The organism is Pseudoxanthomonas spadix BD-a59, assembly GCF_000233915.3.
Lineage (GTDB): Bacteria > Pseudomonadota > Gammaproteobacteria > Xanthomonadales > Xanthomonadaceae > Pseudoxanthomonas_A > Pseudoxanthomonas_A spadix.
On record NC_016147.2, the window covers coordinates 777,675 to 804,297 of the forward strand.

Annotated in this window: 24 protein-coding genes and 2 pseudogenes; 14 read left to right on the forward strand and 12 right to left on the reverse strand. The window is 69.6% G+C overall.

The genetic code is table 11. The annotated features are described in order from the left end of the window. The first annotated feature begins 25 nt into the window (after nucleotides 1-25). Nucleotides 26-1,933, forward strand: a complete 1,908-nt coding sequence (gene sppA, locus DSC_RS03480) for a signal peptide peptidase SppA (protein ID WP_014159744.1) — start codon at nucleotides 26-28, stop codon at nucleotides 1,931-1,933. A gap of 133 nt (nucleotides 1,934-2,066) precedes the next feature. On the opposite strand, the gene DSC_RS03485 is transcribed toward sppA, so the two are convergent. After that, nucleotides 2,067-2,294 (reverse strand): hypothetical protein, encoded by a 228-nt coding sequence (locus DSC_RS03485; protein WP_014159745.1) that lies wholly within the window; start codon nucleotides 2,292-2,294, stop codon nucleotides 2,067-2,069. 134 nt (nucleotides 2,295-2,428) lie between these two features. Between DSC_RS03485 and DSC_RS03490 the strand changes: the two genes are divergently transcribed. Continuing rightward, the gene (locus DSC_RS03490; protein WP_014159746.1) at nucleotides 2,429-3,205 is read left to right on the forward strand and encodes an SDR family oxidoreductase; all 777 of its coding nucleotides are present in this window, start codon (nucleotides 2,429-2,431) and stop codon (nucleotides 3,203-3,205) included. A 134-nt stretch (nucleotides 3,206-3,339) separates the two neighbouring features. Continuing rightward, nucleotides 3,340-4,626, forward strand: coding sequence for an MgtC/SapB family protein (locus DSC_RS03495; protein ID WP_014159747.1), 1,287 nt, complete (start codon nucleotides 3,340-3,342; stop codon nucleotides 4,624-4,626). Between the two features lie 169 nt (nucleotides 4,627-4,795). On the opposite strand, the gene DSC_RS03500 is transcribed toward DSC_RS03495, so the two are convergent. After that, a complete protein-coding gene (locus tag DSC_RS03500) occupies nucleotides 4,796-6,172 on the reverse strand; it encodes a helix-turn-helix domain-containing protein (protein ID WP_014159748.1) in 1,377 nt (458 codons plus the stop codon). Between the two features lie 122 nt (nucleotides 6,173-6,294). Here DSC_RS03500 and DSC_RS03505 point away from each other — a divergent pair, with 122 nt between their 5' ends. The 5 genes from DSC_RS03505 (at nucleotide 6,295) to mmsB (ending at nucleotide 11,941) form a co-directional block, all read left to right on the forward strand. Beyond that, the gene (locus tag DSC_RS03505) at nucleotides 6,295-7,800 is read left to right on the forward strand and encodes a CoA-acylating methylmalonate-semialdehyde dehydrogenase (RefSeq protein WP_014159749.1); all 1,506 of its coding nucleotides are present in this window, start codon (nucleotides 6,295-6,297) and stop codon (nucleotides 7,798-7,800) included. Nucleotides 7,801-7,837: 37 nt separating this feature from the next. Beyond that, nucleotides 7,838-9,019, forward strand: a complete 1,182-nt coding sequence (locus tag DSC_RS03510) for an acyl-CoA dehydrogenase family protein (protein WP_014159750.1) — start codon at nucleotides 7,838-7,840, stop codon at nucleotides 9,017-9,019. Then, on the forward strand, nucleotides 9,016-9,810 hold the full coding sequence (locus DSC_RS03515; protein WP_014159751.1) for an enoyl-CoA hydratase: 795 nt from the start codon (nucleotides 9,016-9,018) through the stop codon (nucleotides 9,808-9,810). The genes DSC_RS03510 and DSC_RS03515 overlap by 4 nt, the downstream gene beginning before the upstream one ends. Beyond that, nucleotides 9,807-10,955: an enoyl-CoA hydratase/isomerase family protein gene (locus tag DSC_RS03520; RefSeq protein ID WP_014159752.1), complete on the forward strand. Its 1,149-nt coding sequence runs from the start codon at nucleotides 9,807-9,809 to the stop codon at nucleotides 10,953-10,955. Before DSC_RS03515 ends, DSC_RS03520 begins: the two co-directional genes overlap by 4 nt. A 92-nt stretch (nucleotides 10,956-11,047) precedes the next feature. Further along, entirely contained in the window at nucleotides 11,048-11,941 is an 894-nt protein-coding gene (gene mmsB, locus DSC_RS03525) for a 3-hydroxyisobutyrate dehydrogenase (protein ID WP_014159753.1), read from the forward strand. A gap of 57 nt (nucleotides 11,942-11,998) precedes the next feature. Here mmsB and DSC_RS17485 read toward each other — a convergent pair. The 7 genes and pseudogenes from DSC_RS17485 to DSC_RS17495 all read right to left on the reverse strand — a co-directional run. Then, nucleotides 11,999-12,208, reverse strand: a pseudogene (locus DSC_RS17485) (transposase); the annotation flags it as partial. A gap of 96 nt (nucleotides 12,209-12,304) precedes the next feature. Continuing rightward, nucleotides 12,305-12,613, reverse strand: a pseudogene (locus tag DSC_RS17490) (IS110 family transposase); the annotation flags it as partial. A gap of 441 nt (nucleotides 12,614-13,054) precedes the next feature. Then, the gene (locus tag DSC_RS15630; RefSeq protein WP_083833446.1) at nucleotides 13,055-14,095 is read right to left on the reverse strand and encodes a DUF4124 domain-containing protein; all 1,041 of its coding nucleotides are present in this window, start codon (nucleotides 14,093-14,095) and stop codon (nucleotides 13,055-13,057) included. Beyond that, nucleotides 14,095-14,685, reverse strand: a complete 591-nt coding sequence (locus tag DSC_RS03540; protein ID WP_083833591.1) for a DUF4124 domain-containing protein — start codon at nucleotides 14,683-14,685, stop codon at nucleotides 14,095-14,097. Before DSC_RS03540 ends, DSC_RS15630 begins: the two co-directional genes overlap by 1 nt. Before the next feature lie 55 nt (nucleotides 14,686-14,740). Continuing rightward, nucleotides 14,741-15,307, reverse strand: coding sequence for an L-threonylcarbamoyladenylate synthase type 1 TsaC (gene tsaC, locus DSC_RS03545; RefSeq protein ID WP_014159757.1), 567 nt, complete (start codon nucleotides 15,305-15,307; stop codon nucleotides 14,741-14,743). 9 nt (nucleotides 15,308-15,316) lie between these two features. Next, complete coding sequence (locus DSC_RS03550; RefSeq protein WP_014159758.1) at nucleotides 15,317-17,857, reverse strand: DNA topoisomerase I; 2,541 nt, start codon at nucleotides 17,855-17,857, stop codon at nucleotides 15,317-15,319. A gap of 282 nt (nucleotides 17,858-18,139) precedes the next feature. Further along, entirely contained in the window at nucleotides 18,140-18,301 is a 162-nt protein-coding gene (locus DSC_RS17495; protein WP_425476609.1) for a GYF domain-containing protein, read from the reverse strand. Nucleotides 18,302-18,332: 31 nt separating this feature from the next. Here DSC_RS17495 and DSC_RS03560 point away from each other — a divergent pair, with 31 nt between their 5' ends. Both DSC_RS03560 and DSC_RS17500 read left to right on the forward strand, forming a co-directional pair. Next, nucleotides 18,333-18,545, forward strand: coding sequence for a type II toxin-antitoxin system HicB family antitoxin (locus DSC_RS03560; RefSeq protein WP_014159761.1), 213 nt, complete (start codon nucleotides 18,333-18,335; stop codon nucleotides 18,543-18,545). Next, nucleotides 18,542-18,736 carry a type II toxin-antitoxin system HicA family toxin gene (locus DSC_RS17500; RefSeq protein WP_014159762.1) on the forward strand — a complete coding sequence of 65 codons (195 nt, stop codon included), beginning with the start codon at nucleotides 18,542-18,544 and terminating at the stop codon, nucleotides 18,734-18,736. Before DSC_RS03560 ends, DSC_RS17500 begins: the two co-directional genes overlap by 4 nt. 81 nt (nucleotides 18,737-18,817) lie before the next feature. Here DSC_RS17500 and DSC_RS03565 read toward each other — a convergent pair whose 3' ends face one another. From DSC_RS03565 to DSC_RS03575, 3 genes are all read right to left on the reverse strand, one after another. Next, on the reverse strand, nucleotides 18,818-19,291 hold the full coding sequence (locus DSC_RS03565; protein WP_014159763.1) for a DUF494 family protein: 474 nt from the start codon (nucleotides 19,289-19,291) through the stop codon (nucleotides 18,818-18,820). Nucleotides 19,292-19,334: 43 nt separating this feature from the next. Beyond that, nucleotides 19,335-20,462, reverse strand: a complete 1,128-nt coding sequence (dprA, locus tag DSC_RS03570) for a DNA-processing protein DprA (RefSeq protein WP_014159764.1) — start codon at nucleotides 20,460-20,462, stop codon at nucleotides 19,335-19,337. Between the two features lie 75 nt (nucleotides 20,463-20,537). Then, the gene (locus tag DSC_RS03575; RefSeq protein WP_014159765.1) at nucleotides 20,538-21,686 is read right to left on the reverse strand and encodes a LysM peptidoglycan-binding domain-containing protein; all 1,149 of its coding nucleotides are present in this window, start codon (nucleotides 21,684-21,686) and stop codon (nucleotides 20,538-20,540) included. Between the two features lie 296 nt (nucleotides 21,687-21,982). Here DSC_RS03575 and def point away from each other — a divergent pair, with 296 nt between their 5' ends. The 4 genes from def to DSC_RS03595 all read left to right on the forward strand — a co-directional run bounded on the left by def (nucleotide 21,983) and on the right by DSC_RS03595 (nucleotide 26,599). Then, nucleotides 21,983-22,495, forward strand: a complete 513-nt coding sequence (gene def, locus DSC_RS03580; RefSeq protein WP_043290925.1) for a peptide deformylase — start codon at nucleotides 21,983-21,985, stop codon at nucleotides 22,493-22,495. An 88-nt stretch (nucleotides 22,496-22,583) separates the two neighbouring features. Beyond that, complete coding sequence (gene fmt, locus DSC_RS03585) at nucleotides 22,584-23,504, forward strand: methionyl-tRNA formyltransferase (RefSeq protein ID WP_014159767.1); 921 nt, start codon at nucleotides 22,584-22,586, stop codon at nucleotides 23,502-23,504. Beyond that, complete coding sequence (gene rsmB / locus DSC_RS03590) at nucleotides 23,501-24,802, forward strand: 16S rRNA (cytosine(967)-C(5))-methyltransferase RsmB (RefSeq protein WP_014159768.1); 1,302 nt, start codon at nucleotides 23,501-23,503, stop codon at nucleotides 24,800-24,802. The genes fmt and rsmB overlap by 4 nt, the downstream gene beginning before the upstream one ends. Before the next feature lie 66 nt (nucleotides 24,803-24,868). After that, nucleotides 24,869-26,599: an ArnT family glycosyltransferase gene (locus DSC_RS03595; RefSeq protein ID WP_014159769.1), complete on the forward strand. Its 1,731-nt coding sequence runs from the start codon at nucleotides 24,869-24,871 to the stop codon at nucleotides 26,597-26,599. Nucleotides 26,600-26,623: the final 24 nt, after the last annotated feature.

The window sequence follows — 26,623 nt, forward strand, 5'->3', positions numbered from 1 at the left end:
GTTCCTGCACTGAGCGCGCATGCCAATGAACCAGCCCGTCCGCCGCGGTCCCGTCAGCCGATTCTTCATCGGCCTGTGGGACGTGATGAACTTCACCCGCCGGCTGATCTTCAACCTGGTGTTCTTCGGCCTGCTGTTCCTGATCGGCGTGCTGGTGATCATCGGCCTGGCCAAGGGCAGCGCCGGCCCGCGGCCGCTGCGCGACAACACCACCCTGGTGATCGCGCCCGACGCGGCGCTGGTGGAGCAGTATTCCTCCGATCCGGCCAGCCGCGCGCTGGCCAAGGCGTTTGGCGGGAAGGGCGGCGAAGTGCAGCTGCGCGACCTGCTGCGGGTGCTCGAGGCGGCCAGGGACGACAAGAAGATCAACCGGGTGCTGGTGAATTTCGACAAGCTGCAGGCCAGCGGCTACGCCTCGCTGCGCGAGGTGGCCGGCGCGCTGGCCGGGTTGCGCGCCTCGGGCAAGCAGATCGTGGCCTTCGGCGAGAACATGAGCCAGGGCCAGTACCTGCTCGCCGCGCAGGCCAATGAGGTCTATCTGGACCCGATGGGCAGCGTGGTGATCGAAGGCCTGGGCCGCTATCGCCAGTACTACCGCGAAGGCCTGCAGGACAAGCTGGGCGTGGATGTGCACCTGTTCCGCGTGGGCGAATTCAAGTCCGCCGCCGAGCCGTTTGTGCTGGACGCGGCCTCGCCGGAGTCCAAGCAGGCCGACCTGTACTGGATGAACGACATCTGGAACCGCTATCTGGCCGACGTGGGCAAGGCCCGCAAGCTGTCGCCCTCGGTCCTGGCGGCGGCCATCGACAACCTGCCGGCCGACGTGGTCGCCGCCGGTGGCGACCTGGCCAGGCTGGCCCAGCAACAGAAGCTGGTCGATGGCCTGAAGACGGCCCAGGAACTGAACCAGGAGCTGATCAAGCGCGGGGTGGCCGATGAGGACGACGAGGACCACCTGGGCTTTCGTCACGTCAACTTCGATGCCTACCTGGCCCACCTGGGTGCGCGCACTTCGCCGCTGGACGAGCGCAGCCAGGTGGCCGTGGTGGTGGCTGCCGGCGAGATCTCCGGCGGTGAGCAGCCGGCCGGCAAGATCGGTGGGATCAGCACCTCGGCGCTGCTGCGCGAGGCGCGCCAGGACGAGAAGGTCAAGGCGGTGGTATTGCGCGTGGATTCGCCCGGCGGCGAGGTGTTCGCCTCCGAGCAGATCCGCCGCGAGGTGGTCGCGCTGCAGGCGGCCGGCAAGCCGGTGGTGGTGTCGATGGGTGACCTGGCCGCTTCGGGCGGCTACTGGATCAGCATGAACGCCGATCGCATCTACGCCGATGCCTCCACCATCAGCGGCTCGATCGGCATCTTCGGTCTGATCCCCAACTTCGCCCGCGCGCTGGACAAGATCGGCGTGCACACCGATGGCGTGGGCACCACCCGCATCGCCGGCGCCTTCAACCCGACCAAGCCGCTGGACCCGGAGCTGGGCAGCGTGATCCAGGCGGTGATCAACAAGGGCTACGCCGACTTCACCGGCCGGGTCGCCGCCGCCCGCCACAAGAGCGTCGAGCAGATCGATCAGGTCGCCCGCGGCCGGGTGTGGTCGGGCCAGCAGGCGCTCGAACGCGGCCTGGTCGACCAGCTGGGCGGGCTGAAGGACGCCATCGCCGACGCCGCCGCCCGGGCCAAGTTGGGCGAGCCGGGCAAGTACCGGGTGCGCTACCTGGAGAAGGCGCTTTCGCCATTCGAACAGTTCCTGGCCAACGCCGCCGGCAGCCCGATGGGCCAGGCCCTGCTGGGCCGCTCGGAGCTGGCCCAGGTGGCCCTGCTCAGGGCCATGCCGCAGACCGCCCAGCAGCTGCAGTTCGTGCAGGCCGCGCTGGCGCGCGAGCCGGGCGCCAAGCCGGTGACCGAGCTGGCGTATTGCTTCTGCGGGTTCTGAGCCTGGATGTCGTTTCGGCGTACCGAGCCCTCCCTTGCGCAGCAGGGGAGGGTTGGGAGGGGTGCTCTTTTGCTTGTGCCGTTCGCGTGGCCGCGCGATCGCCGCCCAGCCCGTTCGCAACCCGGCGCAACCGCTACTGCGTATCGGCCGCGATCTGCTGGTCCTGCGCCTCCCTGGAAGCCTGGACCTGGCCTTCGACCGCCCTGGCCCTGTCCAGTGGCGCATGGAGGGCCTGGACCGCGGCGCTGGCCTGCGGCACCGGCGGTTCGTCGCGCTGCGGCGCCGGCGGCGGGCTGCAGGCGCCCAACGACAGGCAGGTACTCAGGGCAATGCCGTGAACGATGATGCCGGGTACGCGCATGACGGCGGCCTCTGGGCGGGATGCGTGGCTATCCTACGCCCGATGCAAGATCCCCAAGCCTGCCAACGTCGAAGGTCCGGGCCGCGCGTCGCCCGGCATGGCGCTGGTGCGCTGAAGTCCACAGGAGCATGCGCATGACCGCTTCCCGCTGGCGCCTGGATGGACAGCTGGCCCTGGTCACCGGCGCCAGTGCCGGCATCGGCCTGGCCACCGCGCGCGAACTGCTTGCCCTGGGCGGCGACGTGCTGCTGGTGGCGCGCCAGGCCGATGCGCTGGAAGCGGCGCGCGATGAACTCACCGACCAGTTCCCCGAGCGGATGATCGAAGGCTTCGCTGCCGACGTGGCCGACGACGACGAACGCCGTGCGCTGCTGGACTGGGTCGAGGACCAGGGTGATGGCCTGCACATCCTGGTCAACACCGTCGGCGCCAGCCAGCGCGGTGAGGCGATGGAGTTCGACGAGGACGCCTGGCGCGCGGTGTTCGAGACCAGCCTGTTTTCCGCCTTCGAACTGTGCCGCTACGCGCAGCCGCTGCTGGCCCGGCATCCGGCCAGCAGCATCGTCAATGTCGGTGCGGCCAGCGGCCTGCGCGCGGTGCGTGGCGAGACGGTCGATGGCATGGCCAAGGCCGCGCTGCACCAGCTCACCCGCAGCCTGGCGGTCGAATGGGCGCAGCACGGCATCCGGGTCAACGCCGTGGCGCCGTGGGCGATCGGCACCGCGCGCACCGCGGCCGCACTGGCCGACGCCGACCACTACCAACAGGTGCTGGCGCGGACCCCGTTGCAGCGCATCGGCGCAGCGGAAGAAGTCGCCAGCGTCATCGCCTTCCTGTGTCTGCCGGCGGCCAGCTACCTCACCGGCCAATGCATCGCGGTGGACGGCGGCTTCGGCCGGTTCGGGTTCTGAGCCGGCCAGCGCGGTGTGCCTGCGCCTGGAACCGGCCCTTCAGCCGATCCATGGCGGCACGCTTGCCGAAGGTGGCTGCCCATCACCTGTGTGTCACCCTGCCGCCGGGACTGAAATGAAAGGTGCATGAGCCGATGCAGGATCTGGCCGGTTTTGCTGCGGCGCTGGCCGTGTTGGCCAGCGCGGCCGGGTGCGGTTTGCTGATGGGGATCGAGCGCGAGCGCCGCAAGGGGACCGGGCCTTACCGGGCCTTGGCCGGGGTCCGGTCATTCACCCTGGTCTCCATCGCCGGTGCCACCGCCGCGCTGACCGCCATGCCTGCCCTGGTGGTGGTCGGGGCTGGACTGGTGGCGGCCCTGACCGTGGTGGCCTATGCCCTGGACCGCTCGGGCGACCCGGGGGTGACCACCGAAATCGCGCTGCTGCTGGCCTACCTGCTTGGCGTGACCTGCGCGCGCGACCCGTTGCTGGCCGCCGCCCTGGCCGTGGCGGTGACGGGGTTGCTGGCGCTGCGCGAGCCGTTGCACCGGTTTTCCCGCCAGTGGCTGCAACCGGGCGAGGTGCGCGACGGGCTCATTCTGGGCGCGCTGGCCTTGCTGGTGTATCCGCTGGTTCCCGACAGGCCGCTGTGGCAAGGGGTGCTGAACCCGCAGGTGGTGATGCGCCTGATCATCGTGCTGCTGGTGATCCAGTCGCTGGCACATGTGGGCCGGCGGGTGATGCAGGCGCGCCATGCCGCGGCGCTGTCGGCGCTGGCGTCGGGGTTTGTGTCCAGCACCGCCACCATTGCCAGCCTGGGCATGGAGGTGCGGGCCGGGCAGGCCGCGCCGCGCGTCCATGCGGGGGCGGCCCTGCTGTCGTGCGTGGCCACCATGGTCCAGATCGTGGTGGTGGCCGCCACGGTGCAGCCGCAATGGCTGGCGCGGCTGTGGCTGCCGGCCCTGGCGGGAGGGTGCGTGGCGGCGGCGCTCGGGTGGTGGGGCGGCCGCGGCAGCGCAGCGCAGCGGCGCGTATCCGGGTCCGGGGCCGAAGCCGTTGCGGGCATGCGGCCGGACACGCCCATGTTCAAGCTGCGCGATGCCTTGATCATTGCCGCCTTGCTCACGGGCATCCAGGCCGGCGTGCAGTTGCTGACAGTGTGGCAGGGCGATGCGGGCATGCTGGTCGGCGCCATGCTGGCGGCGCTGGCCGATGTGCACGCCGCCACCGCTGCGGTGCTGGTGCGGGGTGGGCCGGACAGCGCCGCGGCACCGGCCATCGCCTCGGCCCTGATGGCGGCGCTGCTGGTGCATGCGGGCAGCAAATGTGTGGTGGCGCTGGCCAGCGGCGGTTGGCGCTATGCGCTGGCGGTGGCGCCGGGCATCCTCGCCCACACCCTGGCCTTTGTCGGGGTGCTGGCCCTGCAGCGGGTCTGGCAATGATCGGTCATCCTTCATGATCAAGCGCTTGTGATGCATTCGGCCCTGGGCCTGGGCGGCAGGGAGCCCAAACCCTTGCTCAGGCCAGCGGCGGCAACCGCGCCGGCCGGCGGTCAGCGGATGTGCGCCTGGTGGATCTGCTGGCTTGCCGGCTGACCTCGGACCACGGCGCTCACCGCACCACCGCCGCCAGCTGCGGCAGCGCCGGAAAGGCGCGCTGCAGGCAATCGCTCCACTCGCACGTCCTGCAGCCCGGGCCGATGGGCACGGCGGTGTCCGGACTGAGGTCCAGGCCACGGGCGTAGACCAGGCGGTCGGCGTGGCGCAGCTCGCAGCCCAGGGTGACGGCGAAGGTCTTGCGCGGCTGGCCATGGCCGACCGGGCCGCTGCTGACCTGGCGGGCCAGCCAGAAATGCCGGCGTCCATCGGGCATTCGGGCGACCTGGGTCAGCACGCGCCCGGGCTGGTTGAAGGCCTCGTACACGATCCACAGCGGGCAGGAACCGCCGACCTGGGAGAAGTGGAAGTCGGTCGAGGAATGCCGCTTGGACACGTTGCCGGCGCGGTCCACCCGCATGAAGAAGAACGGCAGCCCGGGCGCGCCTTCGCGCTGCAGGGTGGACAGGCGGTGGCACACCGCCTCGAAGCCCACCCCGAAGCGGTGCGCCAGCCACGCGATGTCGTAGCGGCTGTCCTCGGCGCTGCGCAGGAATTCGCCATACGGCATCACCAGCGCGCCGGCAAAATAATTGGACAGGCCGATGCGCGCCAGGGCGATGCGCTCGGGATCGTCGAAGCCGGCGCGCGCGGTCAGCGCGGCGATCAGGTCGGCGTGCTCCAGCAGCACCAGCTGGGCGGCCATCTGGAACGCCTGTTGCCCCGGTCGCAGGTAATCGGGCAGGTGCAGCACGCGCGCGGGCGCGTCGAAGGCGCGCTTGCCATGGCCGGCGGCGCCATCGACTTGCACCAGCACGCCATGGCGATCGGCCAGCCGCTGGCGCAGGCGCGGCGCGGTGTGGCCAGGCGCCAGGCCGAGTTCGTTGAACAGGCCCTCGGCCAGCGCGTCCAGCTCCGGGATGTGGTTGCGCAGGCGGTTGAAGTAGTCGCGCACCTGGTCGCCGGCCGGCAGCAGCGCCGGCGCGGCCGCATCGCTGCCGACCTGCAGCTCCAGCGCGGCGGCGCGTTCGCGCAGGCTGCGGTGCGCGCGATGCAGGTCCAGCAACGCATGCGCCACCTGCGGCAGGTTGCCGGCCAGGGCGCGCAGCTCGGTGGGGCTGATGCCGGGCTGGCCCAGCGCCCGCAGGGTGTCGTGCAAGGGATCGACCAGCGCGGCCGGATCGTCCTCGTCGAACAGCGCCGCGGTATCACCCAGCGCTGCGCGCAGGCGTTGCTGCACGGCTGGCGTGAGCGGGCGCTTGTTGCGCTCGATCTGGTTGAGATAGCTGGGCGAAAGCTCCAGCGCCTGGGCCAGCTGGGCCTGGGTCAGGCCGTGGCGCAGGCGCAGGCGCTGCAGGCGTAGGCCGAACTGCTGGCGGCGGGAGGGGCTCATCTTCGCAATCTTCGCATAATTATGCGGTCGTGTTGGCCGGATTAAGCAGCAAGCTGGCTGAAGACGGCGCGCCATTTGTGAAAAATGCGAATTCACTTCTTCGCCATTCCCAGGTTTGCCCCATGAACGCCGAACTGCCGCGCATGTCCCTGCTGATCGACGGTGCCTTCGTCGAATCGACCACCGGCACCTGGAAGGACATCGTCAATCCGGCCACCCAGCAGGTGCTGGGGCAGGTCCCGTTCGCCACCCTGGACGAGGTGAACCGGGCCGTCGCCGCGGCCAGGGAGGCCTTCAAGACCTGGCGCAAGACCCCGATCGGGACCCGCGCGCGCATCTTCCTCAAGTACCAGCAGCTGATCCGCGAAAACATCGGCGAGCTGGCGGCGATCCTCACCGCCGAGCAGGGCAAGACCCTGCCCGATGCGGAGGGTGACGTGTTCCGCGGCCTGGAAGTGGTCGAGCACGCCGCGGCCATCGGCAACCTGCAGCTGGGCGAGCTGGCCAACAACGTGGCCAACGGTGTGGACACCTACTCCTTGCTGCAGCCGCTGGGCGTGTGTGCGGGCATCACCCCGTTCAACTTCCCGGCCATGATCCCGCTGTGGATGTTCCCGATGGCCATCGCCACCGGCAACACCTTCATCCTCAAGCCGTCCGAGCAGGACCCGATGGTGACCATGCGCTTGGTCGAACTGGCCCTGGAAGCGGGCATCCCCAAGGGCGTGCTCAACGTCGTCCACGGTGGCGAGGAGGTGGTCAACGCGCTGTGCGACCACCCCGACATCAAGGCGGTGTCGTTCGTCGGTTCGACCCGGGTCGGCACCCACGTCTACCAGCGCGCCTCGCTGGCCGGCAAGCGCGTGCAATGCATGATGGGCGCCAAGAACCACGCCGTCGTGCTGCCCGATGCCAACAAGGAGCAGACCCTCAATGCGATGGCCGGCGCGGCGTTCGGCGCAGCCGGCCAGCGCTGCATGGCCGCCTCCACCATGGTGCTGGTCGGCGCGGCGCGCGAGTGGATCCCGGAGCTGGTGGCCAAGGCCAGCACGCTCAAGGTCGGCCCCGGCCATGCCAAGGGCATCGATGTCGGCCCGCTGATCTCCACCACCGCCTGCGCCCGGGTGGAGGGCCTGATCGAGTCGGGCATCAACGAGGGTGCCAAGCTGGAACTGGACGGCCGCAAGCCGCAGGTGGAAGGCTACGAAAAGGGCAACTTCGTTGGTCCGACCATCTTCTCCGGGGTCAAGCCGGGCATGCGCATCTACGACGAGGAGATCTTCGGGCCGGTGCTGATCATCCTGGAGGTGGACACGCTGGAACAGGCCATCGCCCTGGTCAACGCCAATCCCAATGGCAACGGCACCGCGGTGTTCACCCAGTCCGGCGCGGCTGCACGCAAGTTCCAGGAAGACATCGACGTGGGCCAGGTCGGCATCAACGTGCCAATCCCGGTGCCGGTGCCGATGTTCTCCTTCACCGGCTCGCGCGGCTCCAAGCTGGGCGACCTGGGCCCGTACGGCAAGCAGGTGGTGCTGTTCTATACCCAGACCAAGACGGTCACCGCGCGCTGGTTCGACGACGACACCCTCAGCCACGGCGTCAATACCACCATCAGCCTCAAATAACGCCGCCGCAGAAGCCTTCGCGAAAAGAGCCAGTGCCATGAACGCAGTGATGAAGCTCCCGCACGACGCGGCCGAACTTTCCGAACAACAGCAGGCCTTCCGCGAGGCCTCGCGTGACTTCGCCGACAAGGAGCTGGCGCCGCATGCCGCGCGCTGGGATGCCGAATGCGTGTTTCCGCGCGAGGCCATCGCCAAGGCCGGCGAGCTGGGCTTCTGCGGGCTGTACTCGCCGGAAGAGGCCGGTGGCCTGGGCCTGCCGCGGCTGGATGCGGCGGTGGTGTTCGAGGAGCTGGCCAGCGTCGATCCCTCGACCACCGCCTTCATCACCATCCACAACATGGCCACCTGGCTGATCGCCAGCAACGGCACCGCGCAGGTGCGCCAGGCCTGGTGTGGTGGACTGACCAGTGGCCAGAAGCTGGCTTCGTACTGTCTGACCGAACCGGGCGCCGGCTCGGATGCGGCCTCGCTGAAGACCCGCGCGGTGCGCGATGGCGGTGACTATGTGATCGATGGCGCCAAGGCCTTCATTTCCGGTGCCGGCGCCACCGACGTGCTGGTGGTGATGGCGCGCACCGGCCAGGCGGGCGCACGTGGCATCAGTGCCTTCGTCGTGCCGGCCGATGCCAAGGGCATCACCTACGGCCGCAAGGAAGAGAAGATGGGCTGGAACAGCCAGCCCACCCGCAGCATCACCTTCGATGGCGTGCGCGTCCCGGCAGCCAATCTGCTCGGCAGCGAAGGCGATGGCTTCAAGCTGGCGATGAAGGCGCTGGACGGCGGCCGCATCAACATCGCCGCATGTTCGCTGGGTGCGGCCCAGGGCGCGCTGGATGCCGCACGCCGCTACCTGGGCGAGCGCAGCCAGTTCGGCAAGAAGCTCGGTGAGTTCCAGGCGCTGCAGTTCAAGCTGGCCGACATGGCCACCGAGCTGGTCGCCGCTCGGCAGATGGTCCACACCGCCGCGCGCAAGCTGGACGCCAGTGCCGGCGATGCCACCGTATGGTGCGCGATGGCCAAGCGCTTCGCCACCGACGCAGGCTTCTCGATCTGCAACGATGCGCTGCAGCTGCATGGCGGCTACGGCTACATCCGCGAATATCCGGTCGAGCGTCTGCTGCGCGACTGCCGCGTGCACCAGATCCTGGAAGGCACCAACGAAATCATGCGCGTGATCATCTCCCGCCACCTGCTGGCCAGCGACGAGGCCCTGCGATGAGCTGGCGCGACGACTCCTATCCCGGCCTGAAGATCCAGGCCGACGGCCACATCGCCATCCTCACCCTGGCCAACCCGCCGGCCAATACTTGGACGGTGCACAGCCTTGCCGCGCTGCGCGATCTGGTCGGGGCGCTCAATGCCGACCGCCAGATCTATGCGCTGGTGGTCACCGGTGAAGGCGAAAAGTTCTTTTCTGCCGGCGCCGACCTGAAGCAGTTCGCCTCCGGCGACAAGGCCGCCGCGCGCGAGGCGGCCCGGCGCTTCGGCGAGGCGTTCGAGGCACTGGCCGCGTTCCGCGGCGTGTCGATCGCGGCGATCAACGGCTATGCGATGGGCGGCGGGCTGGAATGCGCGCTGGCCTGCGACCTGCGCATCGCCGAGGAGCACGCGCAACTGGCCCTTCCCGAAGCGGCCGTCGGCCTGCTGCCCTGCGCAGGAGGGACCCAGGCGCTGCCGCGGCTGGTCGGCGAGGGCTGGGCCAAGCGCATGATCCTGCTGGGCGAGCGCGTGGACGCGGCCACCGCGCTGCGCATCGGCCTGGTCGAGGAGCTGGCACCCAAGGGCGAAGGTCTGGCGCGTGCGATCGAATGGGCGCACCGGGCCGGCAAGCAGAGCCCGACCAGCGTGGCCGCGTGCAAGGCGCTGATCCAGGCCACCCGCAGCGGCAGCTTCGCCAGCGCGCTGGTGGCCGAACGCGAGGCCTTCGTCGATCTGTTCGACACCGCCGACCAGGCCGAAGGCGTCAATGCCTTCCTGGAAAAGCGTGCGCCGCAGTGGACCAACGCATGAGCCAGATCACTGCTGCCGACCAGGCCCCGGTCCTGTTCGAAACGCGCGAAGGTGTGGAAGGCAAGTGCATCGGCATCGCCACGCTCAATGCGCCCAAGACGCTCAACGGATTGTCGCTGGAGATGACGCGCCTGCTGGACGCGCAGCTGCGGCGCTGGGCCGACGATGCCGCCATCGCCTGCGTGGTGCTGCAGGGCGCGGGCGAGAAGGCCTTCTGTGCCGGCGGTGACCTGCACGCGCTGTATCGCAGCATGCGCGAGTACCGCGAGCGCGGCAGCACCGACATCACCTCCAACACCTACGCGGCGGCGTTCTTCGAAGAGGAATATCGCCTCGACCATTTCATCCATACCTATCCCAAGCCGCTGCTGTGCTGGGGCCACGGCATCGTCATGGGCGGCGGCATCGGCCTGATGTCCGGTGCCAGCCATCGGGTGGTGACCGAGCGCTCCAAGCTGGCGATGCCGGAGATCGGCATCGGCCTGTTCCCCGATGTCGGCGGCAGCTGGCTGCTGGCGCGCGTGCCGCGTGGCGGCGGATTGTTCCTGGCCCTGACCGGAGCGCCGCTCAATGCCGGCGATGCGATCTACGCCGGCCTGGCCGATGTGTGCATCGACAGCGCCCAGCAGCAGGCGGTGCTGGACGCGCTGGTCGCCCAGCGCTGGCAGGGCCAGGGCGAAGCCGACCGCGACGCACTCACCGCGCTGCTGCAGGGCTTTGCCCAGGCGCCAGCCGCCGGCCCGCTGCAGGCCCACGCCGACACCATCGCCAAGCTCAGCTACGCCGGCGCGCTGGAACAGGTGGTCGCCGCCATCGCCGCGCTGCAGACCGACGATGCCTGGCTGCAGACCGCCCAGGCCACGCTGGCCGCAGGTGCACCGGGTTCGGCGCGGCTGTCCTGGGAACTGCAGCACCGCGCCGCCGACCTCACCCTGGCGCAGACCTTCCGCCTGGAGTACATCGTGGCCCTGCACGTGGCCGCGCATGGCGACTTCGCCGAGGGCATCCGCGCGCTGCTGATCGACAAGGACCGCAGCCCGCACTGGAACCCCGCCACCCTGGCCCAGGCCGACGCGCGCTGGGCCGAGGCCTTCTTCGTTTCGCCCTGGCCCGAGTCGGCGCATCCGCTGGCCGACCTGTCGTAGGGGCGGCGCATCGCCGCGATGCCTTTCCTGCGGAAAGCCGCCGCGGCCAAGTGCCGCGCCCACACGCATCCACACCTTCGGAGGACAACCACATGAGCCGTATCGCTTTCATCGGTCTGGGCAACATGGGCGGGCCGATGGCCGCCAACCTGGTCAAGGCCGGCCACAGCCTGCGCGTGTTCGATCTGGTCCCGGCCGCACTGCAGGCCGCGCAGGCCGCCGGCGCGCTGCCGGCCACCTCGGCCGCGCAGACGCTGGAGGGTGCCGAGGCCGTGATCTCGATGCTGCCGGCCAGCAAGCACGTGGAAGGCCTGTACCTGGGCGAGGAGGGAATCCTGGGGCAGGTCCCCGACGGCGCGCTGGTGATCGACTGCAGCACCATCGCCCCGGCCAGTGCACGCAAGGTGGCCCAGGCAGCCGGCGCGCGCGGCCTGGCGATGCTCGATGCGCCGGTGTCCGGCGGTACGGCCGGTGCGCAGGCCGGCACCCTGACCTTCATCGTCGGTGGCGAGCAGGCTGCGGTGGAGCGTGCCCGGCCGATCCTGCAGGCGATGGGCAAGAACATCTTCCACGTCGGCGCCAGCGGCGCCGGTCAGGTGGCCAAGCTGTGCAACAACATGGCCCTGGGCGTGATCATGGCCGTGACCGGCGAGGCGATCAGCCTGGGCGTGGCCCACGGACTGGATCCCAAGGTGCTCTCGCAGATGATGGCCGTCAGCACCGGGCGCAGCTGGGCCACCGAGGTGTGCAACCCGTGGCCGGGCGTGCTGGAGAATGCACCGGCCTCGCGCGGCTACCAGGGCGGCTTCGGCAACGACCTGATGCTCAAGGACCTGGGGTTGGCCGTGGAAGCGGCGCTGGCGGTGGGCGCGACGATCCCGCTGGGCGAGGTGGCCCGCAACCTCTACGCGATGAACAAGCAGGCCGGCCGTGGCGGGCTGGATTTTTCCAGCGTCGTGCAGCTGGTGACCGACAAGCTCGGCTGAGCAACCGAGGGGGGGGGGTAGGAGCAACTGTCTTCTCAGGCGCCTGTCATTCTCCATTCAGTTTGGTCTCTGGCCATGGCGTTGAGGCGGGTGAGCAGTACCCGCATGCAGGCGGTGATGGCGACCTTGGCGCACTCCACTGTCCACGTTGTAGGGCGCCAGCCCGGCCAAGGCGGCGATCTGCTTGCGCGTGAGCCGGCCCAGCTCGGGCAGGTAGGCCAGCAAGCTGGCGGCGGTGACCTGGCCGATGCCGGCGACGGCCATGAGTGATCGACCCAAGGCATCGTCGAGCTGGCCCTGGGCCTGGGCGATGACCTTGTCGATCTTGAGAATGCAGGGGGCCTTGACCACGCCAGCCATGTGCGCCAGCACCTGGGCATCGATGGGATCGGTCTTGGCGATCTTGCCCAGGGCCTCGGCGAAGGCACGGGCTCGGCGCGGATTGATCCGGGTGACGGGAAGCCCGGCTTTGCTCAACACGCGCATCAGCGCCCGCTCGTAGCCGCCGGTGGCTTCCAGCAACAGGTTGTCCACGCTGTGCCCCTTCAGGTGCGCCAGCAGTTGGGCATGGCCGGCAGAGGTGTTGGGCAGGGTCAGATGCAGCTGGTGGGGGAGCACGCAGATGGCCAGGGTGGCTTTGGCTACGTCGATACCAACAAGGGTCAGGGACATAAAGTTCTCGTACACTGGGGACAGGAGAGAGCCGCCTCGATCCTGCCCACGCTTGTGAAGTTCGAGCTTGAGCTCGTTCAACTGTTCGGGCTAGGGACGAGGTCGATGTGCGGCGGCCCGGGCTCCTACACGTGCTTGGCAACACTGCGCTCCATCGGCCTGCCGCACATCGCTCTCCACCCAAACTCTAGACCTTCGCGCAGACACAAGCGGACCGCAGGGCCGCGATGAGGCTTTCCCGGCGAGGCCCCATCGCGCCCCTGCGGTGCGCTCCTACGGGGGGAGAAGGGTGTCGGCGGCGTTGGGCCGCACGACCGCCGTCAGGGTGCCGCGCAGCCGGCCTCGGTGACGATGCCTTGCCGGGAAAGCCCCATCGCGCCCCTGCGGTGCGCTCCTACGGGGGGAGAAGGGTGTCGGCGGCGCTGGGCCGCACGACCGCCGTCAGGGTGCCGCGCAGCCGGCCTCGGTGACGATGCGCAGCACGCGCTGGTATTCGGCCCGGTTGCGGGCTTCGTTCTCCGGTTTTGCGTAGCGGGCGGCCACCTCGGTTTCGCCCAGGCGTTTTTTCCAGGCGCTGCACAGGCGCTGGTCGGGCACGCGCGCGCAGACGTCGTAGATCACCTGGCAGGCCTTGCCCGAGCCGTTGAAGGCATTGCCATCCAGGCCGACGGTCTTGAGCGGCGCGCAGCGCGACTGCGGCGCGGCGTCCTCGCTCAGGTAGGTGCCGCTGTCGTAGGTGGTGCACTGGAACAGGATCGGCGGGGCGGTACCGGTGACCTTGCCGGCCGGGCCCTCGTCCCCGGGCGCCGCATTGCCGGCCGGTGCATCGGCGGCGGCATCGTCCCTGTGCAGCGTGGGGTCCTCGATCAGGGTCATGCCGCCGATGGTCTGGATGGTCTGGGCATCGTCCGGCGCTGGCAGGCCCAGCGCGCCCGAACGCGGCTGTTCGGCCGCTTGCGCCGGGGTGGCCTTGGCGGGCGATGCGGCCGCGGCCGGCGCGTTGCCGGGCAGCGGCATGCTGGGCACGCCCTGCACGGCCATCTTCTGGCTGTTGCTGCCAGCGGGGCAGGGGCTGTTCTGTACGGTCAGCGCGCCGGTGGCATCGGTGCAGCGATAGAGGGTGGTGGCCGGGCCGCTCGGGGCCGGCGGGGCCACGGCCGGATCGGGCCTGGCGCTCAGGTGCAGCGGCGGCGGCGCCCTGGTCCTCGATGATGCGGTGGCGGCCGGCGCCTCTGAGGCGGACGTGGCCCGCAGCGGCGCCGGCTCGGTGGCTTTCAGCGAAGACGGCAGCGGCTGGGTGGCCACGTCCCTGACCTGGCGGCTGTCCTGCCTGCTGCCTTGCGGGCAAGGCGCGTTCTGCACCGTCATCTGGCCCTGCGCGTCGGTGCAGCGGTAGATGGTGGTCTGCGCCCGCGCCGCGCCAACGGCGCACAGGCTCAGGACCGACAGCAGCGCCATGCACGCCCACTCCCTCAACGACATCAGTCCGCTCCGCAATCGTTGCCCAGCCGCGCATCCAGGGCACGCTGTTCCTGGTCCAGTGCATGGCGCTCGCTCTGCAGTGCGCTGTGGTACTGGCGCTGGATCTGATAGCGCCGGTCGCGCAGGCGATCGCAGACCTCGGCCTGGGGCAGCTGATGGCAAACGTCGTGCACCCAGGTGTTGCCGATCGCCACCGCACCGCGGCCGTGATAACCCAGTGACCAGATCGGCACCAGCCGCGGATTGCCGTCGCCGCTGTCGCTGGTGTAGGTCTTGCCTTCCTCGGTGGTGCATTCGTACATCGGGCGTGGCGGCGTCCGGTAGACCACCACTTCGCGCACGATCGGCGCCGCAGGCGGGGGCGCCGGTGGCGGCGCTGGGGGCGTCGGCGCCGGTGGCGGATCCTGCGGGCGCAGCATCTGCCGCACTTCCTGGCGCTGGCCGGCCGGGCAGGGCGCATCGCTCAAGGTGACATTGCCGTTGTTGCCCTGGCAGCGATAGACGGTGACCTGGGCGCTGGCCTGTGCCGCCACCAAAGCCAGCACACCGGCCAGGATGCAGGGAAAGAGCCGGGGCGAGGCAGGCGACATGGCGGCATCTTGCGCGATCGGCGGCGGCCGCAACAGGGCCTGTCCGCCGCGATGTTCAGCCGCGCAGAACCTGGCCGCTCAGGGCGTCGCGGATCACGCTGGGGCGATCCAGCCCACCGGTGGCGCCCGGCAGCAGGCCATCGAGGCGTTCCAGCAAGGCCGGATCGAGTGCATCCTGCGCCGAAACGGCCGGCCGTCCGCTCAGATTGGCGCTGGTGGACACCAGCGGCCCGCCGAATGCCTCGCACAGGGCGATCACCTGCGGATGCGCGCTCACCCGCACCGCGATCCCGCGATGCACGCCGGTCACCCAGCGCGGCGCGGCCGGCGCGGCCGGCACGATCCAGGTGTTGGCGCCCGGCCAGCTGTCCAGCACCGCGCGGCGACGATCGTCCGGCAGCGCCGACCAGTCGAGCAGCGCATCGAGCTGGGCCACGCGCGCGGCAATCAGGATCAGGCCCTTGTCCAGGGGACGCTGCTTGATCGCCAGCAGGTGCCGGACCGCAGCCTCGGACATCGGATCGCAGCCCAGGCCCCAGACCGCTTCGGTCGGATAGGCGAGCACGCCGCCGTCGCGCAACAGCGCAGCGGCAGCATCCAGCGACAGCATGGGGACGGCCATCGCGCGACTTCAGAACGGCGCGGCGCCCTGGCTGGCAGCCTTCTTGGCCACCGACTTCTTGGCCACGGTCTTCTTCGCGGCGAGCTTGCTGGCCGCGCCTGTCCCCTTTCCGGGATTCCTGGCGGTCTTACCGGTCGCCTTTTTCACGGCCTTGCTGGCGGTGGGCTTTTTCTCGGCCGGCTCGGCCTTCTTGGTGACCTTCCTGGCCGTGGTCTTGGCCCCCTTTTGCGGGGTCTTGGCGCCGAAGCCCTTGCGCACCGGCTTGCCGGTTTCTTCCAGCAGCCTGATCACCTCCTCGCCGGTCAGCGACGCCGGATCGCGGTCCTTGGGGATCTTGCCGTTGAGCTTGCCATCGCTGATGTACGGGCCGAAGCGGCCGTTGAGCACCTGGATCTGGCTGTCCGGGAAGGTCTTGATGATCCGGTTGCGCGCGATTTCTTCCTTCTCCTCGATCAGGAACACCGCGCGGGCCAGGTCGATCGTGTACGGATCGTCTTCCTTCTTCAGCGAGGCATAGCTGCTGCCGCGCTTGGCGAAGGGTCCGAAACGGCCGATGCCCACGCTCACCTCCTCGCCCTTGTCCTGGCCCAGCGCGCGCGGCATCAGGAACAGCTCCAGCGCGTCTTCCAGCGAGATGGTGTGCATCGACTGGCCCGGACGCAGCGAGGCGAACCTGGGCTTGTCCTCGGCGTCCTCGGCGGTGCTGCCGATCGCCGCGTACGGCCCGAAGCGACCCAGGCGCACGCTGACCGGCTTGCCGGTCTTGGGGTCGGTGCCGAGCTCGCGCGCGCCACTGGCCTCGGCGCGGTCGACCGATTCCTTCTTCTCTTCCACCAGCTGGCTGAAGGGGCCCCAGAAGCGGGCCATCAGCGGGATCCAGTCTTCTTCGCCGCGGCTGACCGCGTCCAGTTCGTCTTCCAGCTTGGCGGTGAAGTCGTAGTCCACGTAGCGGGTGAAATGCCCGGACAGGAACTTGGACACCGCGCGGCCCACGTCGGAGGGACGGAAGCTGCGGCCTTCCATTTCAACGTACTTGCGGAAGAGCAGGGTCTGGATGATCGAGGCATAGGTCGAGGGACGGCCGATGCCGTATTCCTCCAGGGTCTTGACCAGCGCCGCTTCGGTGAAGCGCGGCGGCGGCTGGGTGAAGTGCTGCTCGGCCACGATGCGGTCCAGCGGCACGCTGTCGCCGGGCTTCATGGCCGGCAGCTTGCGGCCTTCGTCCTCGTCCTCGGCGCTCCTGGTGTCCTTGCCTTCCTCGTACACGGCCAGAAAGCCGGGCACCACCACGGTGGTGCCACTGGCGCGGAAGCTGTGCGCGCTGCCGGCGGCCAGCTCGACGCTGACCGTGTTGAGCGTGGCCGGGATCATCTGGCAGGCCACGGCGCGTTTCCAGATCAGTTCATACAGGCGGCGCTCGTCGTCGGACAGGAACCTGGCCACCTGCGACGGGGTGCGCAGTGCGGAGGTCGGGCGCACGGCTTCGTGGGCTTCCTGCGCGTTCTTGGACTTGGTCAGGTAAATGTTGGGCTGGTCCGGCAGCGAGGCGGTGCCGTAGTCGCGTGCGATCACGTCGCGGATTTCATTCAGCGCATCCTGCGACAGGTTCACCGAGTCGGTACGCATGTAGCTGATCAGGCCGACGGCGCCTTCATCGCCCAGGGCGACGCCCTCGTACAGCTTCTGCGCCACCTGCATGGTCTTGCGTGTGGTGAAGCCCAGCTTGCGCGAGGCTTCCTGCTGCAGGGTGGAGGTGGTGAACGGCGGCGCCGGGCGGCGCTTGCGCTCCTTGCTGGTCACATCCGTCACGTGCAGCACGCCCTGGGCGGCCTGCTGGATGCGCAGGCGCGCCGCTTCGGCGGTGTCGCCGTCGGTGACGGTGAACTGCTCGAACTTCTGCCCGTCCAGCTTCACCAGCTTGGCGGTGAAGGGCTGCGAGGGGTGCGCGCAGGCGGCGGCGATGGACCAGTACTCGCGGGCGATGAAGGCCTCGATCTCCTCCTCGCGCTCGACGATCATGCGCAGCGCCGGGCTCTGCACGCGGCCGGCGGAGAGCCCGCGCTGGACCTTGCGCCACAACACCGGCGAGAGGTTGAAGCCGACCAGATAGTCCAGCGCGCGGCGCGCCTGCTGCGCATCGACCAGGTCGCCGGCGATGGCGCGCGGCCTGGCCATGGCTTCCTTGATCGCGCGCGGGGTGATTTCGGTGAACACGACCCGGTGCATGGGCTTGTTGCCGATCAGGTTGCGCTCCTTGAGGATCTCGGCGATGTGCCAGCTGATCGCCTCGCCCTCGCGGTCCGGGTCGGTCGCCAGATAGATGTCGTCGGCGCCCTTGGCGGCCTTGGCGATGGCTTCGACGTGCTTCTGATTCTTCTCGATCAGGTCGTAGCGCATGGCGAAGTTGTTGTCGGGGTCGACCGCGCCTTCTTTCGGCACCAGGTCGCGCACATGCCCGTACGAGGCCAGGACGGTGAAGTCCTTGCCGAGGTATTTGTTGATCGTCTTGGCCTTGGCCGGCGATTCGACGATGAGCAGGTGCTTGGGCATCAGTGGGGTTCGATTGGGTTCGGGACGGGGCCGCGCGAAAGCGGCGAGTGTGCGCCAGAAGGACGGGGGACAGCGGGCCAGGCCCGGGCCTGGCGGCGCCGGGCGTTCAGCCTTTCTCTATTTATAGTGGAATCACGCGCCCGGGCCGGCTGTCAAGCGCGGTCCGTTGTGGCAGGTGCGTCTACTGGCCGAAGCGGCCGGAGGCCAGGGTGGCCGCCAACACCCCGAGCAGCGCCATGCCGAGCAGGATCAGGGCGCCGGCGGCGACCAGGATGGCGATGGTCACCGTGCCCAGTTCGCGACGCTGCCGTTCGGGCTGGTCGGTGCGTCCAGGCCGATGTGGCCGTCCCGAACGCGCTGCGCCAGCGCCTGTGCCTGCATCGGGCCGTGGGTCTGCCGGTTGCGGTCTGCGTAGTACCAGTTACCGCCTCTGCCAGCATTCAGCTATCCTCGACAGAAGATCTGGAGCAAAGCCATGCAGCAGGCCTATACGGCAGTCGTAAAACGTGAAGCCGGCGCCTGGATCGGGTGGATCGAAGAGGTTCCTGGTGTGAATTGCCAAGAGGCAACCCGCGAGGAGCTTCTTGAGTCTCTCCGGGTCACCCTGGCCGAGGCCATCGAGTTCAACCGCGCCGATGCAATCGACGCCGCCGGTCATGGATTTGAAGAGTTGCCTATCGCGGTATGAAGCCCCGCGATTTTCTTCAACATCTGACATCCAACGGCTGCAGTCTGCTCCGTGAGGGCGCTCGCCATTCCTGGTGGCACAATCCGGCACTTGGCAACCGCAGTGCCGTCCCGCGCCACACTGAAATCAATGATCATCTCGCTCGCAAGATATGCCGTGATCTGGGCATCACCGAGCCAGGGCAGCGCTGACAATTCGTTCAGGCCGAACCCGCTTCGCGGGCCGGCTTGATTCAGGCGTTGGACATGGTTCCCGGCCCCGGCTGAGGACGTTCAGTGAACCGGCTCGGGCTCGTCGGCAAACATCTGGGTTTCCATCCAGGCGTAGGCCGCTTCCGAACCCGGCTGGTTGAACAGCACCATCAGCACGACCCACTTGAGGTCGTCCAGGTCCAGTTCGTCTTGGTCCAGGGCCATGGCGCGGTCCAGCACCAGCTCGCGCTGGTCCCCGTCCAGGACGCCTTGCTGTTCCAGGAACATCAGGAATCCGCGGCCCTCCACGTCCAGTTTTTCCAGCTCAAGGCCATGGAAGATGCGGATCGGGCCATCCACGCGCGGCTCGGTCGCGGCTGGCCGCTGTTCGGCCAGCGCATCGAGCCAGTCGAAGGCCTTGTTGATTTCGGTGGGGCTGAAGCCGGCCTGGATCAGGCCGTTCTGAAGGGAGTCGCGGTCGCGGACCGGGTCGGCGTCTTCGGTGAAATAGTGTTCAAACAGGTACAGCAGGACATCCAGGATGCTCTCTTTCATTGCCCTCGGCCTGTGCTTCCGAAGCACTGTGGAGGTGGGAAAACTACGATCTGCGTGAGTAGCGCCCGTGTTCGACCGCGACCCGCCCATCCAGTTCCATGACCAGCAGCATGGAGGACAGCTCGGCGGTCGTCAATCGGGTCCGCGCGACCAGGGCATCCATACCGGTTGGGTCATGGCCGAGGGCCTTCCACAAGCGCTGGTAGTCCGGATCCGGGGGCGCGGGATCTGCAGAGACCTCTGGATGAGGGCTCCCGGACCCTTCCGCAAGGCGCTGGCGCAGGGCCTGGGCCAGCTCGCCAGCCAACCCGCCGATTCCCTCCACGATCTCCTGCGGCCGCTCGACCAGGGTGGCACCATCGCGGATCAGGCGATGACAGCCGCGGGCCATCGGGTTGTGGATCGAGCCGGGCACGGCGAACACCTCGCGCCCGGCCTCGGCCGCCTGCCGGGCGGTGATCAGGGCGCCCGAGCGCTCGGCGGCCTCGATCACCACTGTGCCCAGGCTCAGCCCGGCCAGCAGCCGGTTGCGGCTGGGGAAGTGCGCGGCGCGCGCCTGGGTCCCGGGCGGGAATTCGCTCACCACCGCGCCCTGATTCACGATCCGCTCGCGCAGCCGTGCGTGGGCGGCCGGATAGGCCAGGTCCGGGCCGGTGCCGACCACCGCCACGGTACGGCCCTGCGGCAGGGCCAGGGCCGCCTCGTGCGCGGCCGCGTCCACGCCGGCGGCCATGCCACTGAAGACGACCAACTCGGCCGCGGCCAGTGCGTGGGCGAAGGCGCGCGCGTTGTCGCGCCCGCCGGCAGTGGGCGAGCGGCTGCCGACCACGGCCACTCCCGGATGCCAGAGCAGGTCGGCATCGCCGTCGACGAACAGCGCCAGCGGCGGCGAGCCGATCTGGCGCAGTAGCGCCGGGTAGTCCGGATGCTGCCAGTGCAACAAATGGTGGCCCGGCGCGGCCAGCCAGGCCGCGCAACGATCCAGGGCGGCGCCGCTGGGGCAGTGCAGGCGCGCGCAGCGCTTGTCATCCAGGCCAGCCGCGCGCCAGGCAGCCGGGCCGGCGGCCAGCGCCGCCTGGGCGCTGCCATGGGTGTCCAGCAGCAGCCGTCGCGGCGCGGTGGCGCCGCCGGCCAGGATCAGGGTCAGCAGGGCACAGGTTTCATCTTCCATGCGGCCAGCCTGGCCCGGAAACGACGACGGCGCACTCGGGCGCCGTCGCGGTATTGGGTAGGAAAAGCCTGAAACTCAGTGCAGGCTGGCGGTCGCGGTGGAGCCCTGGCCGGCATCGGGATCGCGCAGGAAGTAGCCCACGCGCGAAGGCGCCGAGCCTTTCATGATCAGGCCGTAGCTGACCTTCTCGTAGGTCTTGAACAGCATCACGTGCGCGGTGTACTGGTCGGGCAGCTTGTTGCGGCCCTGGCCGGGTTTCCTGGTCTCCTCGATGCGCGAGCTGGGGCTCTTGAGCGGGTCCAGCCTGTAGCTGCCCGGGCGCCAGATCGACAGCACGGTGCCGTTGTCCAAGCCTTCGCGGCGGCCCCCCGAGACGGCGACCACGTCGTGCTCGCCGCCGCGGCTGAGCGTGTCGGCCACCGAGATGACGCGGACCTTGCCGTCGACCAGCGGGGTCCTGGGCGGGTGCGGGAAGAACTGCAGGTCGTAGGGCTGGGCCTCGACCGGGATCAGGCGGTCGCCGGCGCGCACTTCGCGCCCGTCGCCTTCCAGTTTGAGCGTGGTGATGTTGCCTTCGGCATCGACCGCGGTGACCGTGCCCACGCTCATCTGCTCCAGCTCGTAGCCCAGGAAGTCGCTGTGCTCGTTGGGGACCTCGGTCTGCTTCCAGAGGCTGCCTTCGCCCAGGGTGCGCTTGCCGCGCCGGTCAAGATCCGAACTGGGCCTGGGCTCGTCGTAAAGCCTGGTCGGCCGGACCACGGCGTAGCGCTGGCCCAGCTGCGGGGCCTGCAGGCCAACGGCGTAGAGGTCCAGATCGCCGAAGGCGCGCAGGCGGTCGTCCTGCAGTCCGGCCACGTAGGGCAGCTCCTCGAAGCTGTCCACCACCCGCATGTTGCGCAGGAACGGCTCGATGTCGGCCAGCGGCAGGCCGGTCAGCGGGGCTTCCTGGCGCGGACCGGGCTGCACCGCCACCCGGTCCAGGTAGGCCAGGCTGATGATGTCGCCGGGATAGATCAGGTGCGGATTGGCGATCTGCGGATTGGCCTGCCAGATTTCCGGCCACAGCCACGGCTTCTTGAGGAAGCGCGCCGAGATGTCCCACAGCGTGTCGCCCTTCTTCACCACGTAGGTGTCCGGGTGATCGCCGGCCAGCTCCTGTGCGGTCGCATAGGCGGCAAGGGTCAGGAACGCGACAGCCGCAGCTGTACGAAAGTGTTTGAACATGGCGGTATGTACCTGATTCCCCAACAGGCGGTCCGCACTATAGTCCAGAAAACGACCGATCGCGCAAGCGCCCTGCGCCAGTACCGTAGCCCGGAGATAACGGAACATGGTGAAAGTGATGGATTCAAGTCCAGGGCAAGGCGCAAGCTGCCGCCAAGGCAGGCCGCCTTGGCAAGGCTTGCAACGCCGCCCTGGGCTTGAAGCCGCGCTTTCACGTTTCGATATCTTCGGGTTGCGGTACTAGAATGGCCGGCCACTTGCCGGACCCGCACTGGCACCCCATCTAGGTGTTCACCATGGCACTGCTGCCCATTCTCGAATTCCCCGATCCGCGCCTGCGCACCCGGGCCGTCCCGGTGACCGCCGAGCGCGTGGCCGAGCCGGCGTTCCAGACCCTGCTCGACGATATGTTCGAAACCATGTACCAGGCGCCGGGGATCGGCCTGGCCGCCAGCCAGGTGGACGTCCACCAGCGCTTCATGGTGATCGACGTCAGCGAGGAGAAGAACACCCCGCAGGTGTTCATCAACCCGGAAATCGTCGACAAGTCCGGTGAACAGGTCTGCCAGGAAGGCTGTCTGTCGGTGCCGGGCATCTTCGCCGACGTGACCCGTGCCGAGGCGATCACGGTCAGGTTCCTGGACCGCACCGGCGCGGCGCAGGAGCTGCAGGTCGAAGGCCTGCTGGCGGTGTGCATCCAGCACGAGCTGGATCATCTGGATGGCAAGCTGTTCGTCGATTATCTCTCTCCGCTCAAGCGCGAGATGGTCAGGAAGAAGCTGGCCAAGGCCAAGCGCAGCGCGGCCTGATGGCCGTGGCAGGTGCCGGCGGGCGCCGTCGCCCGCGCCGGTGGGCGATTCCCTTCGCGTTTTCCTTCCCCGTCCTGGTCGCTCACCCATGAAAATCGTCTTCGCCGGCACCCCGGAGTTTGCCGTGCCGTCGCTGCGCGCGGCCGCGCGCCACAACGAAGTGGTCGCCGTCTATACCCAGCCGGATCGTCCGGCCGGCCGCGGGCGCGGGCTGTCGGTCTCGCCGGTCAAGCTGGAGGCGCTCAAGCGCGGCATCCCGGTGCTGCAGCCGCAGACCCTGCGCAACCCCCAGACCCAGGCCGCCCTGCGGGCGCTGGCGCCGGACCTGATGGTCGTGGTCGCCTATGGCCTGATCCTGCCCAGGGCGGTGCTGGAGATCCCCCGCCATGGCTGCTGGAACGTGCATGCCTCGTTGCTGCCGCGCTGGCGCGGGGCCGCGCCGATCCAGCGTGCGATCGAGGCCGGCGATAGCCAATCGGGCGTGTGCCTGATGCAGATGGACGCCGGCCTGGACACCGGCCCGGTGATTCTCAGGCAGGCCACGCCGATCAGCGAAACCGACACCGCCGGCCTGCTGCACGACCGCCTGGCCGAGCTGGGTGCGCAGGTGCTGGCCGATGGCCTGGGCCTGCTGCGCGCCGGGATCCGGCCGATCCCCACCCCACAGCCGGCCGAAGGGGTGACCTACGCCCACAAGCTGGACAAGGCCGAAGCCCGCTTGGACTGGAGTCAGCCTGCGGTCGCGCTGGCGCGCAAGGTGCGGGCGTTCATGCCCTGGCCGATCGCCGAAGCCACGGTGGCCGGCGAGCGCCTGCGCATCCATGGCGCCATTGCCCTGGATCTGCACCACCAGGCTGCGCCGGGGACCCTGCTGGCCGCGACCCGCCAAGGCCTGGACATCGCCTGTGGCGCCGGCGCGCTGCGCCTGCGCGTGGTCCAGCGCGAAGGCGGCAAGGCGATCACCGCGGCCGATTACCTCAACGCGCGCCGCGACCTGACCGGCGCATGAGCACCAGCCAGGCCGGGGTGGCGGTGCGGGTGATGGCCGCGCGCGTGCTCGATGCAGTGCTGCACCGGGGCCGTTCGCTCAAGGGCGAGCTGGCCACCGCCCTGCCGCAGCTGGCCGACGTGCGCGACCGCGCGCTGCTGGAGGCGATCTGCTTTGCCGCGCTGCGCCGCCGGGGTGCCTACGGGCTGGTGCTCGAGGCTTGGATGAGCCGGCCGCTGGGCCCGCGCGATGGTGACCTGCGCGCGCTGCTGCTGGCCGGCCTGGCCCAGCTGGACGCGCTGGAACTGCCGCCGCACGCGGCGCTGTCGGCCACGGTCGAAGCCGCGCGCACGCTGGGTCGACCGCACCAGGCCGGGATGGTCAACGCGCTGCTGCGCCGCGCCCAGCGCGAAGGGGTCCGGCAAGGCGATCCGGCCCAGGCCTGGCCCGCCTGGCTGCGCACCCGCATCGGCGCCGACTGGCCGGCGCAGGCCGAGGCGATCTTCGCCGCCAGCGCCCAGGCCGCGCCGACCTGGCTGCGGGTCAACCGGCGGCGGGGGACGCGCCAGGCCTATCTGGCCGAACTGGCCGGGGCGGGCATCGACGCGCAGCCCAGCGCGGTACTGGCCGACGCGCTGTGCGTGGCCGGCTCGGTCCCGACCGCGGCGCTGCCCCGGTTCGCCGAAGGCGCGGTGTCGGTGCAGGACGGCTCGGCCCAGCAGGTGGCCGACCTGTTCGCGCTGGCCGACGGCGCACGCGTGCTCGATGCCTGCGCCGCGCCGGGCGGCAAGGCGGCGCACCTGCTCGAACGCTTCCCCGGCCTGGCGCTGACGGCGGTGGACGTGGACGCGCGGCGCCTGCGCCAGGTGCGCCAGACCCTGGAGCGGGTCGGCGTGCAGGCCACCCTGCGCGCGGCCGATGCCGCCGACCCGGACGCCTGGTGGGACCGGGTGCCGTTCGACGCGGTGCTGCTGGATGCGCCCTGTTCGGCCACCGGCATCGTGCGCCGCCAGCCCGACGTGCTGCTGCACCGGCGCCAGGACGATATCGCCGCGCTGAGCGCGCTGCAGGCGCGCCTGCTCGATGCGGCCTGGGCCGTGCTCAGGCCTGGCGGCACGCTGGTCTACGCGACCTGCTCGCTGCTGGTCGAGGAGAACGCCGGTCAGATCGATGCGTTCCTGACTCGGCACGTCGATGCGCAAGCCGACGATCCCGGCCCCGCCTTCGGCCATGCCAGTGGTGCAGGCCGGCAGCGGCTCACCGGCGAGGACGGCATGGACGGCTTCTTCTATGCGCGCCTGCACAAGGCCGCCGGCTGAGTCACCGCGCCGCGCCGCTGCGCAAGCGCACGGCCCTCTGACGTCGCCCCGCTATCATTTCCCGCCATGCGCCCACTGTCCTTCGCCCGTCCCCGTCCCCTCGATGCCTGGCTGTTGTTCATCACCGCGTTGCTGGTGATCGGTGCGGGCATCGGCCTGCGCGATCCCTGGCCGGCCGACGAGCCGCGCTTTGCATTGGTGGCCCAGCAGATGGTGGCCAGCGGCGACTGGCTGTTCCCGCATCGCGGCACCGAGCTGTACTCGGACAAGCCGCCGATGTTGATGTGGCTGCAGGGCCTGTTCTACCTGCTGACCGGCAACTGGCGGGTGGCCTTCCTGATGCCTTCGCTGCTGGCCTCGCTGCTGGCGATCTGGTGCGTCAAGGACCTCGGCCAGCGCCTGTGGACGCGCAAGGTCGGGCTGTACGCGGGCTGGGCGCTGCTGTTCGCCTTCCAGTTCACCTACCAGGCCAAGCGCGCACAGATCGATGCGCTGGTGCTGGGCATGGTCACCCTGGCCAACTACGGCCTGATCCGCCACCTGATCAAGGGCCCGGACTGGAAGATGTGGGTCCTGGGCTGGTTCTTCGCCGGCCTGGGCACGATCACCAAGGGGGTGGGGTTCCTGGCGCTGCTGATGATCCTGCCGGCGGCGCTGGCCTCGGTGCGCGGCTGGCCGGGGGTCAGGGTGTGGGCCGGCGACAGGCGCTTCTGGCTGGGGCCGTTGGCGTTCCTGGTGGCGGTCTCGATCTGGCTGGTGCCGATGGTGGGTACGGTGCTGACCTCGGCCAATCCCGAGCACCGCGCCTACCTGGAGGACATCCTGTTCCGGCAGACGGCCAAGCGTTATGCCCAGTCCTGGGACCATCCGCAGCCGGCCTGGTACTTTTTGGGCGTGCTGCTGATGTGGGCGCCGACCATCCTGGCCCTGCCGTGGGCAATCGCCCCGTGGGCACGGCGCCTGCGCCTGCGCCACGACCCGCGCTACCTGCTGCCGATCGCGTGGTGGTTGATCGTGATGGTGTTTTTCTCCATTCCGCGGGGCAAGCGCGATGTCTACATCATGCCGGCCCTGCCGATGCTGTGCCTGGCGCTGGCGCCGCTGCTGCCGGGGATCCTGCGCCAGCGGGTGCCGCGAGGCGTGCTTTATGCCTTTTCAGGGGTGCTGGTGGCGGTGACCCTGGGGCTGGGCGTGACGATGCTCACCGGCGAACCGGGCTTTGAACGCAAGTTGCATGCCGAACGCGGCCTGGACCGGGCGGTCACCGATGCCCTGGCCTGGGTGCTGCTGGCCATCGGCAGCTGGGGTGTGGGCAGCCTGCTGTGGTTCGCCCGGCGCCCGGCCGCGGCGCTGTTTTCGGTGCTGGGCGGGGTGTGGGTGTTGTACGGCATCGCCGTGGCGCCGTTGCTCAATGATTCCAGCTCCGCGCGCGGGGTGATGCGCGAGGTGGCCATGCGCATCGGGCCCGAGGCCGAGCTGGGGATGGTGGCCTGGAAGGAGCAGAACCTGCTGATGAGCCAGTCGCGCACCACTACCTTCGGCTTCAACCAGACGCCGTGGAGGGAACAGCTGCGGCGCGGGCTGGCCTGGCAGGCCCAGGCGCCGGCCCGCCGCTGGCTGCTGGTGCAGGATGTGGCCTTGCCCAGCTGCGTGGATCGCCAGGTGGCCGAGCAGCTGGTCAACTCCAACCGGCGCGGCTGGTGGCTGGTGCCGATGGCCGCCCGGGTGAACTGCCCGGCCTCGCCGGAGCTGCCGGTGGACGGGGCCGCCGGCGCCACCCAGGCCGAAGACGGGTGAGCTGGCGTTCGGCTTTCGCGGCGT